At 33.7% G+C, this 15,359-nt stretch carries 15 protein-coding genes; 8 read left to right on the forward strand and 7 right to left on the reverse strand.

The genetic code is table 11. The annotated features are described in order from the left end of the window. Position 1 precedes the first annotated feature (1 nt). Positions 2 to 199: a hypothetical protein gene (locus tag ASF10_RS24585; protein WP_056252939.1), complete on the forward strand. Its 198-nt coding sequence runs from the start codon at positions 2 to 4 to the stop codon at positions 197 to 199. A 32-nt stretch (positions 200 to 231) separates the two neighbouring features. Here ASF10_RS24585 and ASF10_RS19490 read toward each other — a convergent pair whose 3' ends face one another. Continuing rightward, positions 232 to 1,173 (reverse strand): LysR substrate-binding domain-containing protein, encoded by a 942-nt coding sequence (locus ASF10_RS19490; RefSeq protein ID WP_056252943.1) that lies wholly within the window; start codon positions 1,171 to 1,173, stop codon positions 232 to 234. 107 nt (positions 1,174 to 1,280) lie between these two features. Between ASF10_RS19490 and ASF10_RS19495 the strand changes: the two genes are divergently transcribed. From ASF10_RS19495 to can, 4 genes are all read left to right on the forward strand, one after another. Then, positions 1,281 to 1,760 (forward strand): Dps family protein, encoded by a 480-nt coding sequence (locus tag ASF10_RS19495; RefSeq protein ID WP_056253045.1) that lies wholly within the window; start codon positions 1,281 to 1,283, stop codon positions 1,758 to 1,760. A 133-nt stretch (positions 1,761 to 1,893) separates the two neighbouring features. Then, entirely contained in the window at positions 1,894 to 2,175 is a 282-nt protein-coding gene (locus ASF10_RS19500; RefSeq protein ID WP_056252946.1) for a hypothetical protein, read from the forward strand. Positions 2,176 to 2,257: 82 nt separating this feature from the next. Next, the gene (locus ASF10_RS19505) at positions 2,258 to 3,907 is read left to right on the forward strand and encodes a SulP family inorganic anion transporter (protein ID WP_056252949.1); all 1,650 of its coding nucleotides are present in this window, start codon (positions 2,258 to 2,260) and stop codon (positions 3,905 to 3,907) included. Positions 3,908 to 4,027: 120 nt separating this feature from the next. Further along, positions 4,028 to 4,666 carry a carbonate dehydratase gene (gene can / locus ASF10_RS19510; RefSeq protein WP_056252952.1) on the forward strand — a complete coding sequence of 213 codons (639 nt, stop codon included), beginning with the start codon at positions 4,028 to 4,030 and terminating at the stop codon, positions 4,664 to 4,666. Positions 4,667 to 4,700: 34 nt separating this feature from the next. On the opposite strand, the gene ASF10_RS19515 is transcribed toward can, so the two are convergent. Together ASF10_RS19515 and ASF10_RS19520 are read right to left on the reverse strand one after the other, a co-directional pair. Further along, complete coding sequence (locus ASF10_RS19515) at positions 4,701 to 5,903, reverse strand: LETM1-related biofilm-associated protein (RefSeq protein ID WP_056252955.1); 1,203 nt, start codon at positions 5,901 to 5,903, stop codon at positions 4,701 to 4,703. Positions 5,904 to 6,009: 106 nt separating this feature from the next. After that, positions 6,010 to 6,537, reverse strand: coding sequence for a superoxide dismutase family protein (locus ASF10_RS19520; protein WP_056252958.1), 528 nt, complete (start codon positions 6,535 to 6,537; stop codon positions 6,010 to 6,012). Positions 6,538 to 6,748: 211 nt separating this feature from the next. On the opposite strand from ASF10_RS19520, the gene ASF10_RS19525 reads away from it, so the two are divergent. From ASF10_RS19525 to ASF10_RS19535, 3 genes are all read left to right on the forward strand, one after another. Beyond that, positions 6,749 to 7,183 carry an META domain-containing protein gene (locus ASF10_RS19525; protein ID WP_056252960.1) on the forward strand — a complete coding sequence of 145 codons (435 nt, stop codon included), beginning with the start codon at positions 6,749 to 6,751 and terminating at the stop codon, positions 7,181 to 7,183. A 34-nt stretch (positions 7,184 to 7,217) separates the two neighbouring features. Continuing rightward, positions 7,218 to 7,742, forward strand: coding sequence for a DUF4251 domain-containing protein (locus ASF10_RS19530; RefSeq protein WP_056252963.1), 525 nt, complete (start codon positions 7,218 to 7,220; stop codon positions 7,740 to 7,742). A 72-nt stretch (positions 7,743 to 7,814) separates the two neighbouring features. After that, positions 7,815 to 8,300: a hypothetical protein gene (locus ASF10_RS19535; RefSeq protein ID WP_056252965.1), complete on the forward strand. Its 486-nt coding sequence runs from the start codon at positions 7,815 to 7,817 to the stop codon at positions 8,298 to 8,300. A 59-nt stretch (positions 8,301 to 8,359) separates the two neighbouring features. Here ASF10_RS19535 and ASF10_RS19540 read toward each other — a convergent pair whose 3' ends face one another. From ASF10_RS19540 to ASF10_RS19555, 4 genes are all read right to left on the reverse strand, one after another. Beyond that, on the reverse strand, positions 8,360 to 9,454 hold the full coding sequence (locus ASF10_RS19540; protein WP_056252968.1) for a glycoside hydrolase family 18 protein: 1,095 nt from the start codon (positions 9,452 to 9,454) through the stop codon (positions 8,360 to 8,362). A 212-nt stretch (positions 9,455 to 9,666) separates the two neighbouring features. Continuing rightward, entirely contained in the window at positions 9,667 to 11,472 is a 1,806-nt protein-coding gene (locus ASF10_RS19545; RefSeq protein ID WP_056252970.1) for an acyl-CoA dehydrogenase family protein, read from the reverse strand. 172 nt (positions 11,473 to 11,644) lie between these two features. Then, positions 11,645 to 12,826: a thiolase family protein gene (locus tag ASF10_RS19550; RefSeq protein ID WP_056252972.1), complete on the reverse strand. Its 1,182-nt coding sequence runs from the start codon at positions 12,824 to 12,826 to the stop codon at positions 11,645 to 11,647. A 93-nt stretch (positions 12,827 to 12,919) separates the two neighbouring features. After that, positions 12,920 to 15,310, reverse strand: a complete 2,391-nt coding sequence (locus ASF10_RS19555; RefSeq protein WP_056252976.1) for a 3-hydroxyacyl-CoA dehydrogenase/enoyl-CoA hydratase family protein — start codon at positions 15,308 to 15,310, stop codon at positions 12,920 to 12,922. Positions 15,311 to 15,359 lie beyond the last annotated feature (49 nt).

The following is a 15,359-nucleotide window of genomic DNA, read 5'->3' on the forward strand; positions in this document are numbered from 1 at the left end:
TATGTCAAAAATGATGTTTGATTACACGAAATCAATACTTGAGAGAGTAAGTTTCGACCCGATACTTTTCTGTAAAGAACTAGAGAAAGCTATCAAAACACTGTTACCATACGAGATGGAACAATTGCAAGAATGGTTATTAAACTTTATTGTTGAAAAACCAGAACTAAAACAAAGTTTACTACTGATCAAAGTATAAAAAAAGGAGCCAAATTGGCTCCTTTTTTCTTTTTATTTCTTTTGTAGCGGACTCACGATTTGAACGTTCTGAAAAACAATTGCTCCTTTTACAACTCCGGCGATTGTAGATCTTAGGGCGTCAATGATTTGCATTTTTAATTCGCTCTTTGGGTAAATTAAACTTACCTCACGGGCAGGTTTTGGTTCCTTAAAATTTCGTAGTTTCAGTTTGTCAGAATCTTTTAAGTCTAAGGTGTGCAAATACGGAAGTAATGTTGTACCCAATCCTTCATCGGCTAATTTTATCAGGGTCTCGAAGCTTCCGCTTTGGATCTGAAAATTATTCTGGTCGATATCAGTACCATTTTTGCATAAATTTAAAATCCCGTCCCTAAAACAATGTCCGTCTTGCAAAAGCAGGATTTCATTAATATTTAAATCTGAAACTTCAATTTCTTCTTTCTGAAAACTTGCATGATGTTCCGGTATGTACGCCACAAATGGCTCGAAGTACAAAACAATTTCCTTTATTTTTTCATCTTCAAGCGGAGTTGCAGCAATTGCAGCATCCAGATGACCATTTTTTAGTTTTATAATAATTTCATCCGTATTTAATTCTTCGATTAAGAGTTTTACTTTAGGATATTTTTTAATGAAATTGTTTAAAAACATAGGTAAAAGGGTAGGCATAATGGTTGGAATAATTCCCAAACGAAATTCACCACCTATAAAACCTTTTTGCTGTTCTACTATATCCTTGATTCTGTCTGCTTCATTTACAATATTCTTTGCCTGATTGACAATTTTTTGACCAATATCAGTAAGTTGGATTGGTTTTTTACTTCTGTCAAAAATTAAAATATTAAGTTCCTCTTCGATTTTTTGAATCTGCATGCTTAATGTTGGTTGAGTAACAAAACATTTTTCGGCAGCAAGTGTAAAATTTTTATGTTCGGCAACAGCTAACACATATTGTAATTGAGTAATCGTCATTTTGATAGTATTTTGTGATGCAAAAATAAGAAAATATAATTTTTTTTTATAATATTTTTAAAGAAGTTGTTTTAAATTTGTAGTAAACTTATTATAAAATGAAAACTATCAAAACAAATATTTTAGGATTACCGGTAAAAGAGTCAGAATTATTAGTGAACGAATTAAATATTCTGTTATCAAATTTTCAGGTATACTATCAGAACTTAAGAGGAATACATTGGAATATTCGTGGTAAACGTTTCTTTGATTTGCATGTTAAATTCGAAGAATTATATACAGATGCACAACTAAAAATAGATATGATTGCAGAAAGAGTCCTAACAATAGGAGGAACTCCATTGCATACATTTGAAGACTATATTAAAAACAATAAATTAACCGTTGGAAAAAATATTTCTAATGATGAAAAAGCAGTTCACTTGATTGTAAATTCGCTGTCTGATTTGTTGAAAATCGAAAGAGAAATTTTAAAACAATCAGATGATATTAATGATGAAGGAACAAATTCTATGATGAGTGACTTCATTGCAGAGCAGGAAAAAACCATCTGGATGATGCAAGCATGGTTAGAAGAATCACTGTAACGAATTGTTTTTTAAGGATATATAAACAGAATATTGGTCTTTCCTTTATTCTGTTTTTTTATGTTTGTTAAATTTGTATAAATTTTTTGCCCTCGCGCTTTGATTTTATTTCTTTAACACTATTTTTGCTGCAATGAAACTAATCGCACGCATATTATTATTCATATTTATTGCCTTTTTATCGACCCCAACAATTGTTCAGGCGATAAAGAAAGGAGGCAATACACCTATGTCTTTTAATTTTGCAGAAGAGGAAGTTCATAAAGAACTTAAATCTGTAGTTCATGCTACAATATTAGAGCATGAAGTTTTATTACCTGTTTATATTCAAAAGAAAACGATCGTTTCTGAAAACATCGTAAAATTAGATAATATTTCTCCGAGCATATTTGCTCCACCTCCCAACCTGGCATAATACTTCCGATTATTTTGAACTACACTGCATTTTTGATTAAATGTGGTAAATCTTTAATGAATAATTTTTTTAGTATTGTATTATGACAAAAAAAATCAATCTTTTTGCCAACCTTAAATCTGATTTTGCTTCAGGTTTAGTGGTTTTCTTGGTGGCTCTTCCGTTGTGTTTAGGTATCGCAATGGCTTCTGGAGCACCGTTATTTTCTGGAATTATAGCAGGTGTTATTGGTGGTATTGTGGTTGGTTATTTAAGCCAGTCACACATTAGTGTTTCTGGACCAGCAGCCGGGTTGACCGCTATTATTTTGACCGCTATTAGTGATTTAGGTGCTTTTGATGTGTTTTTAATGTCGGTTTTTATTGCTGGATTAATTCAATTAGCATTAGGGTTTTTAAAAGCCGGAAGTATATCAAATTATTTTCCAACAAATGTTATTGAAGGAATGTTAGCCGGAATTGGAATCATTATCATCTTGAAACAATTGCCTCACGCTTTTGGTTACGATGCTGATTTTGAAGGAGATCAGGCTTTTGTTCAAAATGATGGAAGCAATTCATTTTCATTTTTATTCGATGTTTTAAATCACATTCACTTAGGAGCAGTAGTTATCTCACTTGTTTCACTGGTAATATTGATTTCATGGGAAAAAGTTCCTTTTTTAAAGAAATTAAAATTAGTTCCGGGTGCACTTATTGCGGTTATTACAGGAGTAGTTTTAAATGAATTATTTCTTAATTCAGGAAGTTCATTGGCAATTGCAAAAGAACATTTGGTTTCATTGCCAGTTCCAAAATCTTTTGATGAATTTAAATCTATTATAATTACACCAAATTTTGCTGCGGTTACAAATCCACAAGTTTGGGTAGTTGGAATTACAATTGCCATTGTAGCTTCTATAGAAACATTACTTTGTATCGAAGCTTCTGACAGAATGGATGTTCAAAAACGTTACACCAATACAAATGTTGAACTTAGGGCACAAGGTATTGGTAATATCATGAGCTCACTTTTAGGAGGTTTGCCAATGACATCAGTTGTTGTGAGATCATCTGCGAATAACAATGCAGGAGCAAAGTCAAAAATGTCAGCTATTATTCATGGTGTACTTTTACTGATTAGTGTTTTGTCAATACCAGCAATTTTAAATAAAATTCCGTTGGCAACTTTAGCCACCGTTTTAATTTTGGTTGGATATAAATTAGCAAAACCTGCAACTTTCAAACATTTTTGGGAGAAAGGAAAATACCAGTTCATTCCTTTTGTTGCAACATTAGTATTTGTTGTAGCAACAGACTTACTTAAAGGAGTTGCACTGGGAATTATTATTAGTATAATTTTTGTCTTGAGAGGAAACCTGAAAAGAGCTTACAGTTTCAAAAAAGAAGAATACGAAGATGGAGACATTATTCATATTGATTTAGCTCAGGAAGTTTCATTCCTGAACAAAGCGGCAATTAAATCGACATTAAGTGAGATTCCTCAAAACTCAAAAGTAATTATCAATGCACATGATACAGAGTATATTGCCCATGATGTTTTAGATTTGATTCGTGAGTTTAAGGAAACAAGGGCTATCGATGAAAATATCAAAGTAAAACTAAAAGGATTTAAAGAAGCTTACGAGCTTGAAAACTCTCCTGATATTAACAATCATGTAACTATAGAACATTATTATGATGTTGCAAAAAGAGCTTTAGTTAAAAAAGAAACGGTAAAAGAAGATTTTTAAACAAATTAAATTAATTAAAGGTATTTCTTCATTGTGAGAAGTATGAAAATTAGATAACTTTACATTAAGTTATTTTTGATATGTTTAAACATGTAGAAGTACCATTCAAAAAACAAAAAAATGAGAGAGTTTTATAAACAATTATTAGAAAACAACAAGGAGTGGGTTGAAAAATCATTAGCATTAGACCCAAATTATTTTGCAGATTTAGCCAAGGGGCAAACACCACCATTATTATGGATTGGATGCTCTGACAGCCGTGTTCCTGCAAATGAAATTATTGGGGCAAAACCAGGAGAAGTTTTTGTGCATCGTAACATCGCAAACATGGTTGTACACTCTGATATGAATATGTTGAGTGTTTTAGATTATGCTGTAAATGTTCTTAAAGTAAAACATGTTATCGTGTGCGGACATTACGGATGTGGCGGTGTAAAAGCAGCAATGGGAAATATGTCTGTTGGAATCATCGATAACTGGATTCGTCACATTAAAGATGAATATCGTTTACATGATAAATATCTAAATTCAATTGAAGATGAAACGGAACGTTTTAATGCTTTTGTTGAAATTAATGCTAAAGAACAAGTATACAATTTAGCGAAAACATCAATTGTACAAGGCGCTTGGAAAAATGGTCAGGATTTAATGCTTCACGGATGGGTTTACGGTTTAAATTCCGGATTTGTAACGGATCTTAATGTAAATATCGCATCAAATGATGAATTAGATGAGGTTTATCAACTAAGCAATCTATAAAAAAAAAAATCGCCTCAAAAGGGCGATTTTTTTTTTATTCGTTTTCGTCTAGATTTTCATTAAAAGCTGATGGTAATAGGGTTGGAATAAACTTTATTAAAATAGGTAATAATAAACTTCCGCCGGGAAGTAAAAATATTGTTAATGACGGAATCGTTTTGCAAATATCCAACAACTGTTTTTTTACTTTCTTCTTTTCCTTGGCATCCAGATCTCTCGTTGTAGAATAAGCCAATAAGACCATTAATTCTTTACTCTGAACAATTTCCTTAACTAATCTGTTTTTGTTTCTTACAATCAGCTTTACAACACTATGTGTCATTTGATCGTAAAAATGCTTTACAGGATTTGAATAATTAAAATACGGAATTTTCTTTTTATGAGTTGTTATAAAAGTATGAGTGGTATCAATACTTTTGGTAACAAAATCATCAGTAACGCCCATCATTGATCCTAAAGAATATAAAAAATAAGATTCTTCATTTTCTACAACGCCGTCACTCCATAGTGCCATTCCGGCCATATCAATAAAATAATATTGCTCTAGTTTATTACTGAAGTTTTCTAATTGCAGGGTTTCTAAAGTATCTACAGTAACTTTTGAGAATTTAGAATATCGTATTGATGCTTCAAAAAGTTTAATCAGTAAATCGTCATGTTGCGATTTAACAGTTTTCGTTTTTAAGGCCAAAGCGACAATACCAAGAACAGTCTCTTCGATTCTTTTTAGATATTTTTCAGGAATTACACCATGCTCCAGATACTGTCTGAAAGCTAAAACATCAATAAATAAAAGCGCATTGGTAACCAGATGCGAAAAGTTTTTACTAATAATACTATCATTAGTCTGAACTCTTTGATCAATTATATTTTCAAGAGAAAGGGAAGGAGTGTCTTTAGGGAGTAAAATTTTGAATAAATTAAATCCTTCCGGATTCATTTTATTATAAAATTTCAAGACTTCGGTTATAAAGTTTTTTGGTTCAGAACTTCTTTTTTCCAAACAAAAAACGTGATATAAAGTATTTAGTAAAGCTACTTTAGAAATTTCGGTTTTAAACCAGCCTTTTATAGGCACCGGAACCTGAGAATCTATCTCGATAATGTGGCCATAGATAAAACCGGTTTCTCTGATTTTATAGTAAAACGATTCTGTAGTCTCAAAAGGAATTGCCTCTGAAAACTTTTGTTCACTAAAAAACTTGTCTATCCAACCTGATGCCGATGGGTTAATCATTAACTTTAATTTATAGCTGCAAAGCTATATCTTTTTCTTGTGTTAGGATAAGTTTTAAATGAAATAACCACTAGATTTTGTGAAAATGTAGTGGTTATTGTGTTTTTTATTTGATGATTCCTGCACAGGCAACTCTTCCGCCTGCATTTCCGGTAGGCTGAGTTGTAAAATCATCAGTTCCCTGATGTACAATTAAACCTTTTCCTAAAACATCTTTGTTGGTATCACCACAACCAATGCACCATTCGTCTGTTGTTAGCGTAATAGTTCCATTACCTTTTGCATCAGCGGTAAAGTTTCCAATATCACCTTTATGATATTCTGCAACGCCCCATTTTCCGTGCTTCTTAAAAGTGGGATTCCAGTGTCCTCCGGCAGAACTTCCGTCTGCAGAGCTACAATCTGCTTTTTCGTGAATATGGATTGCATGTACTCCCGGTTCTAAACCAGTCATTTTTGCAACAAACGTTACTTTACCATTTTTCTCTGTAAAAGTAGCAGTTCCTCCAACTTTACTATTGCTTTTAGGCTCTAAGGCAACAGTAAGTGTTTTAGCGTCATTTGATTTTGTATTGGTCTTACAACCAATAATTAAGGCTGTAATTATAGCGAAAGAAACGATTATTTTTTTCATATGAAAGGCTTTTTAAATTAAAGATTAAGTAAATTTAACATAAAATTCCGACATTGATTGGCGCTAAGAGTTAAAAAAATCTAAAACTATTACCTGTAATTTAATGGTTCTTTAAGGGATCAACAAATTATTATTGCGTAATTTCGTATCACCTCGAATTTAAAGTTTTCAAAATCAGTGTCGATTATTTTCTAATTTAATCTATAAAATTATGATAAAGAATATTTTAATTTTAGTTTTTTCAGGAATTGTCCTAATCTCATGCAATGCTTCTAAAACTTCAAAAAATGATTCTGTTTCGCAACTTGAAGGAACATGGGAACTTAATTATATAACGGGACCAAGAATAACTTTTGACGGTTTGTATCCAAATAAAAAACCAACCATAACTTTTAATGTAAAAGAAAATCAGGTTTCCGGAAACAACAGCTGCAATTCTTTTACAGGAAAATTGAAAGTGACAGGGAATAAAATTGATTTTACCCAACCTATGGCTGTTACCAGAATGATGTGTATTGATGCACAAGGTGAACCCATTTTTATGAGCACTTTACAAAAAATAACTTCATATGATGTTACCGATGATGGGAAAACGCTGAATTTTATTTCGGAAGATATTGCGATGATGCGATTTACCAAAAAATAAAAATGCTTTTTAGTTCTACTTAAATATTTGTTTTATGAAAACGAAACTATCTGTTTTACCAATACTGATATTATGCTTTTTAAGTTTCGGTGTTTTTGCTCAGGAAAAAACAAAGAAGGAATTAAAAGCAGAAAGAGATTTAAAGAAACAAAAAGAAATTGAAGCTCTAATTGATTCCAAGAAATTTGATTTTGAAGCACAAAAAGCCAATCCGCAAGGAGGAAGGCTTATTTTTCTGGACTATAATACTTATTTTCTAAAGTTTAATACTGAAAAGACAACTTGTGATTTGCCCTTTTTTGGTCGGGGTTTTAATGTACCATACGGTGGCGATGGGGGAATAAAATTTGAAGGTTTGCCTGAAAATATAAAAATTCAAAAAAATAAAAAAAATTATATCGTCAAGGCAACTGTCAGAGGTAAAGATGATTCATATGACTTAATGCTTTCTGTCTTTTTTGATGGCGGGGCAACACTTTCTATAAATAGCAATAACAGAGGGCCAATTTCTTATGATGGAGAAATCAGAGCACCTAAGGCTCAAGAAAGCAAAAAATAAGATTTCGTGTAAGAAAAATAAGTATATTTGATAGTGTATGAATTTTTTACAAACAAAATTAAATTTAAAACTATGAAAAATTTTCTTCTTCTTATTTTTATGGCAATTGTCTCGTTTCCATCCTTTGCCCAATCTTCATTTAAGGAAGATGTTGATGTGCTGCAAAGTGTTTACGGCAAATCAAAAAGTGATCTTGTAAAACAGTATATGAATTTGTCTGATACTCAAAGTGCTGCTTTTACTAAAGTGTATGATAATTACGAAACAGAACGTAAAGCCTTAGGTCAGGCAAAATTTCAGTTGATTAATGATTATGCTGCAAATTATGCGACACTAACAGATGAAAAAGCAGATGAGTTGGCAAAAGGAACTTTAAAAAATCATTTGGCTTATGAAAAATTATACTCGAAAACTTATGGACAAGCTAAAAAAGCAGTTGGCGCCATAAATGCAGCGAAATTTCTTCAGTTAGAAGTTTATTTACAGACTATAATCCGTGCTGAAATCTTAGAATCTGTTCCTTTTATAGGAGAATTGGATAAATCAAAATTGCAATAAGTTATAAACATAAAAAAACGGTCGTTATAAATTTATAACGACCGTTTTTTATTTAAAGCTTATTTACTTGTTTTAACTTCATAAATTGCGTTTACCATTCCGTTTTGCGGACTATCTAAAGTAAGTTCCCAAAACATTATACCTCCTAATTTCTTAGATTTTACATATTCCGTTTTTTCCTTTATCGATTTTAGATCGTCTGATGTTGCAAAGGTTTTTGATGTCGCATTATACCAATATGGTGCTTTTGCTTTATCATCCCAAAAATATTTCCAGCCATTAGCTTCTGTATAAGTTGAAGCAAAGTTTTTAAAGTCAACACCCTGAATGTGTTCGCCCGCCTGATAAAGACCATTGTTTATATTTTCTACATTTTTCCATGTTCTGGAATAAAAAGCGCCTCCAATAATTAATTTTTCTGCAGGAACTCCTTGTTTTATTAAGTAAGTAACCGCTCTGTCTGTAGATTCTTCTTTTGCATTTGTACTGTATAATGGCGTATGATGTCCGGTAACTTTAGAATATCCGTTTACTAAATCGTAGCTCATAATATTGATACGATTTACTAATGGCGCTACGGTTTTCCAGTCTATAGATTCATCCAGATATTTTTGAAATCCTCCTGCCGCAAAACTCAATTCATACTTTTTACCTAAAGTAGAACGCAAAATTTTAATTAATTCTGTAAAGTTAGGTTTATCAGCAGCTTGAAATAAATGTCCAGGCAGTCCCTCAATTGCAGGATATTCCCAATCTAAATCTAATCCATCTATTTTAAAATAATCACTCACTTCTTTTACTGATTTTGCAAAAGTTAATCTTCCTTCAGCTGTAGAAAATGCAGCAGAACAAGGCTCACAACCTCCCCAGCCACCAAGTGAAAGAATAATTTTAAGTTGCGGATTTTTAGCTTTTAAAGAAACCAGGTATTTAATTGTGGTAGAATCTTTAGGGGAATCTACACTTAGTTTTCCATCTTTTAAATGACAGAAACTAAAAATAATTTGATTCAATTTGTTTACTTCGTATTCGTTAATCAGTTTATCATCGCCAGTGTAATAAGCGATAATGTCAAATTTCTTGTTTTTCTGAGCAAAAATAGATGTAGATATCAGGCAAAGAAATAAAAGAGCAATTAGGTTAATTTGTTTCATTTTATATTTTTTGAAGTTTTAGAACGCTAAATATAAAACATTAGATTATAAATTTTGCTATTGATCTTGTATCAGAAATGCAATTTTAATAAAGATTTGTGAAATGAGATCGTAATATTGCGTCTCTACAAAAAAATGACAAAAAAATAAACCCGCACTGTTTCGGATTAGTGCGGGTTTAAACAAATTAAAAGCTAAAAACTATTTTTATATTAGAAGCAGTATTCGTTTTCTGCAACTAATTTAGATGTAATAACCTCTCTTAAAGCTACAACATTAGGATTGTTTGTGTATTTTGTAAAACGTTTAAGTCCCATTAACATCATACGTTGTTCGTCTCCTTCAGCAAAAGAAATGATTCCTTCTTTTCCTCTTGAGTTTACGATATCTACAGCTTTGTATAAGTATAATTTTGCCATTGCAATTTGCTCTTGTACTTTATCTTCACCTTGATTTTTAGCTAATTTTTCAGTTCTAAGAATAGTACTTTCAGCCATATAGATTTCGATTAAGATATCAGAAGCAGCCATTAATAGCTGTTGGTGAGAATCTAAATCCGGTCCGTATTTTTGAACAGCGCTACCGGCAACCATTAAGAAAACTTTCTTAAGATTAGCGATAATTCCTTTTTCTTCAGCAAATAATTCAGAGAAATCAGGAGTATCAAAAGATGGAATTCCCATTAATTCTTCCTGAACTTTCATTGCTGGTCCAAGTAAATCAACGTGACCTTTCATCGCTTTTTTGATCAACATACCTACAGAAAGCATTCTGTTGATTTCGTTTGTTCCTTCGTAGATACGAGCGATACGAGCATCTCTCCAGGCACTTTCCATTGGAGTGTCTTCAGAGAATCCCATTCCACCAAAAATCTGAATTCCTTCGTCAGCACAAGATTGTACGTCTTCAGAAACTGCAACTTTCAGGATAGAACATTCGATAGCATATTCTTCAACACCTTTTAATTCAGCTTCCTGATGCGTAGTTCCTTCAGCTTCACGAGCAGCGATTCTGTCTTCGATATCTTTTGCAGCACGGTAAGAAGCACTTTCTCCAGCGTATGCATTAGTTGCCATTTCAGCTAATTTAGAACGGATAGCTCCAAAAGATGAAATTGCAGTATTGAACTGGATTCTTTCGTTCGCATATTTTACTGCATTTGAAGTTACTCTACGTTGCGCATCTAAACAAGCAGCTGCCAATTTAATACGACCAACATTTAAAGCGTTCATTGCAATTTTGAAACCGTTTCCTCTTTCAGATAACATGTTTTCAACAGGAACTTTTGTATCATTGAAGAAAACCTGACGAGTAGATGAAGCACGGATTCCTAATTTATGCTCTTCTTCATTCATAGAAATTCCGTTAGACGGATCGTTTTCTACGATGAAACCTGTAATATTTTTATCATCACCAATACGGGCAAAAACGATGAAAACGCTACAGAAACCTGCATTCGAAATCCACATTTTTTGTCCGGTAATTTTATAATGCGTTCCGTCTTCAGATAAAACAGCTTTTGTTTTTCCTGAGTTAGCATCAGATCCTGCACCTGGTTCAGTCAAGCAATAAGCTCCAAACCATTCTCCGGAAGCCAATTTAGGAACGTATTTTTTCTTTTGTTCTTCAGATCCATAAAGAGTAATTGGCATAGTTCCAATACCTGTATGAGCACCAAAAGCAGTTGAGAACGATCCTGTAGCACCAGAAATGTAATCACAAACTAACATTGTAGATACGAATCCCATTCCTAATCCACCGTATTCCTCAGGAACCGCAACTCCCAGAAGTCCAAGTTCACCAGCTTTACGCATAGATGATTCAGTATAAGCATAATCTTTTTTCTCAAAACGATCTTTGTGTGCCCATAATTCTTTGTCAACGAACTCTTTTACAGAGTCACGCATCATTAACTGCTCTTCCGAAAAATCTTCTGGTGTAAAGACATCTTCGCATTTTGTTTCCTTAACTAAAAACTGACCACCACGGGTTACGTTTTTTTCGATTGTATCTGCCATTGCTTTTTGTTTTTGTATGTTTTTTATTTATGTTTTTTGTACACAATCTTGTCATTGCGAGGAACGAAGCAACCGCACTTGCAAAATAAAACTTTGTGCAATTGTTAGCGAGGTTGCTTCGTTCCTCGCAATGACAAACTGAACGTGTACTTTACTTAATAATATTCTCTTTTTAAAGAACCTCGTAAATCCCAGCACTTCCTTGCCCAGTTCCCACACACATAGAAACGATTCCGTATTTGTTACCTCTGCGTTTCATTTCGTCGAATAACTGAACAGAAAGTTTAGCACCAGTACAACCCAGAGGATGTCCTAGAGCGATTGCTCCACCGTTTACGTTTACGATTTCCGGGTTAATGTTTAATTCGCGAGTTACTGCTAAAGCTTGTGAAGCAAAAGCCTCGTTTAATTCAATTAACTCGATATCGTTCAATGTTAATCCAGCTTGTTTCAATGCTTTCGGAATTGCTTTTACAGGACCAATACCCATAATTCTTGGCTCAACACCAGAAGAAGCAAAGTTTACAAGTCTTGCAATTGGCTCAAGGTTTAATTCTTTTACCATATCCTCACTCATGATTAAAACAAAAGCAGCACCATCACTCATTTGAGAAGAGTTTCCGGCAGTTACACTTCCGTCAGCAGCAAAAACAGGTCTTAATCCCGCTAAAGCAGCAACAGAAGTTCCGGCTCTTGGACCTTCGTCTTGTTTTACAACATAAGATTTAGTTTCTTTTTTACCATTTTCATTGATGAAAGTCTGTTCAACAGTAATCGGAACGATTTGTTTGTCGAATTTTCCTTCAGCCTGAGCTTTCAAAGCTTTCATATGAGAGTTATAAGCAAACTCATCCTGATCTTCTCTTGAAATTTTAAATTGATTAGCAACCGCTTCCGCAGTTAAACCCATTCCCCAATAGTAATCTTCGTGACCTGCAGCAGCAACTTTATAATCCGGAGTTGGTTTGTAACCTCCCATCGGAATAAAACTCATACTTTCTGCACCACCAGCAATGATACAATCTGCCATTCCTGATTGGATTTTAGCAGTTGCCATTCCTATAGTTTCTAATCCAGATGCGCAATAACGGTTAACTGTTACACCAGGAACATCCTCAACTTTTAATCCCATAAGAGAGATCAAACGACCAACGTTAAGTCCTTGTTCAGCTTCCGGCATGGCATTTCCTACCATAACGTCATCAATACGTTTTTTGTCAAAATCAGGCAACTCATCCATCATAAACTGAATGGTTTCTGCAGCTAATTCATCAGGTCTTTTAAATCTAAAAACCCCTTTTGGTGCTTTTCCTACCGCAGTACGGTAAGCTTTTACTATATATGCTGTTTTCATTTGTTTTGTTTTTTAAGAGTATAGAAGATAGAGTATAGAAAATAGACTTTACTAAGTCTGAAAATCTATATTCTATTCTCTTTGTTCTATTTTCTAATTTCTAAGTGGTTTTCCTTTAGTTAACATATATTGAATTCTTTCTAAAGTCTTACGTTCAGTACATAAACTCAAGAAAGCTTCACGTTCGATATCTAATAAATATTGTTCAGATACTAAAGTCGCTTCAGATAAATCACCACCAGCCATTACGTAAGCAAGTTTGTTAGCGATTTTCTTGTCGTGCTCAGAAATGTATTTTCCAGCTTCCATTTGATCCGTTCCAACTAAGAACATTCCAAGAGCTTGTTTTCCTAATACTTTCACATCAGTTCTTCTGATAGGTTGTGTATAACCAGCTTCTGCCATTAATAAAGCATGTTTTTTAGCTTCAGCGATCTGACGATCTTTGTTTACTACGATAACGTCCTTTCCATGTTGAAGAAGTCCGGTATCAAAAGCTTCATAACCAGAAGTTGAAACTTTTGCCATAGCGATTGTTAAGAAATATTCCTGAAGAACGTTCAATTCCACATCATTTTTGCGGAATAAATCTGAAGCTCTCAAAGCCATTTCTTTAGATCCACCACCACCAGGAAGTACACCAACACCAAATTCAACTAATCCCATATACGTTTCAGCAGCAGCAACCACTTTATCAGCGTGTAAGCTCATTTCGCATCCACCACCAAAAGTCATTCCGTGAGGTGCTACAACAACTGGAATAGAAGAATAACGAACGCGCATCATCGTGTCCTGGAACATTTTGATAGCCATGTTCAACTCATCATATTCCTGCTCAACTGCCATCATGAAAATCATTCCGATATTAGCTCCGACAGAGAAATTCGCTGCCTGATTACCAATAACTAAACCTTGATATTCTTTTTCAGATAAGTCGATTGCTTTATTGATAGCCTGAAGTACATCGCCACCAATTGTATTCATTTTAGATTGGAATTCTAAGTTTAAGATTCCATCTCCTAAGTCCTGAATAATTGCACCACTATTACTCCAAACTTTTTTGCTTTCGCGAATGTTGTTTAGGATAATAAAGGAATCTTGTCCAGGAACTTTAGTTTGTGATTTTGTTGGAATGTTATAGAAATAAGTAGCTCCTTCTTTTACAGAATAGAAACTTTCGCTTCCAGAAGCTAGCATTTCAGTAACCCACGCAGCTGGTTCAAGACCTTCTGTTTTCATGATTTCGATTCCGTTGGCAACACCAATAGCGTCCCAAATTTCGAATGGACCATTTTCCCATCCAAAACCAGCTTTCATCGCATCATCAATTTTGAATAATTCGTCAGAGATTTCAGGAATTCTGTTTGACACATAAGCAAACATACCTGAGAAACTCTTACGGTAGAATTCACCCGCTTTGTCTTTTCCTTTCACCAAAACTTTAAAACGGTTGATAGGTTTATCAATAGTTTTAGTAAGTTCAAGCGTAGCAAAATTTGCTTTTTTAGCAGCGCGGTATTCTAATGTATCTAAGTCTAAAGAAAGAATATCTTTATCTACTTTTTTATAAAAACCTTGTCCAGTTTTACTTCCCAACCATTTATTCTCCATCATTTTGTTTACAAAATCAGGAAGTTTAAACAATTCATGTTGTTCGTCGTTAGGGCAGTTTTCATAAATACCATTGGCAACGTGTACCAAAGTATCTAAACCAACAACGTCAACTGTACGGAAAGTAGCCGATTTTGGACGACCAATAACCGGTCCAGTCAATTTATCAACTTCTTCAATCGTTAATCCCATTTCTTTAACCAAGTGGAATAAACTTTGGATTCCGTAAATACCAATTCTGTTTCCAATAAACGCAGGAGTATCTTTAGCAACAACAGATGTTTTTCCTAAAAATTTAGATCCGTATTCGTTTAAGAAATCCAATACTTCAGTTGCCGTTTTTGGACCAGGAATAATTTCAAATAACTTTAAGTAACGCGCAGGGTTAAAAAAGTGAGTTCCGCAGAAGTGTTGTTGAAAATCTTCGCTTCTTCCTTCGCTCATAAAATGAATTGGAATACCAGAAGTGTTTGAAGTAACCAAAGTTCCCGGTTTACGGAATTTCTCGATTTGCTCAAAAACTAATTTTTTGATATCCAAACGCTCTACAACAACCTCGATAATCCAATCAACATTGGCAATTTTTGCCATATCATCAGTTGTATTTCCAGTCGTGATTCTGTTAGCAAATTTTTGACTGTAAATAGGAGATGGTTTCGATTTTAATGAATTCGCCAAGTGCTCGTTTACCACACGGTTGCGAACAACTTTACTTTCAAGCGTTAATCCTTTTTTAGTTTCAGCATCTGTCAACTCGCGGGGTACGATGTCAAGCAGTAAAACTTCAACACCAATATTGGCAAAATGACAAGCTATTCCTGAACCCATAATTCCGGATCCAATTACAGCAACTTTTTTAATTGTGCGTTTCATATTTGTTAATGTTTGTTTGTATTGAATTTGAAATATCCTCTTTAAATAG

The organism is Flavobacterium sp. Leaf82 (genome assembly GCF_001422725.1).
In the GTDB taxonomy this organism is placed as follows: domain Bacteria; phylum Bacteroidota; class Bacteroidia; order Flavobacteriales; family Flavobacteriaceae; genus Flavobacterium.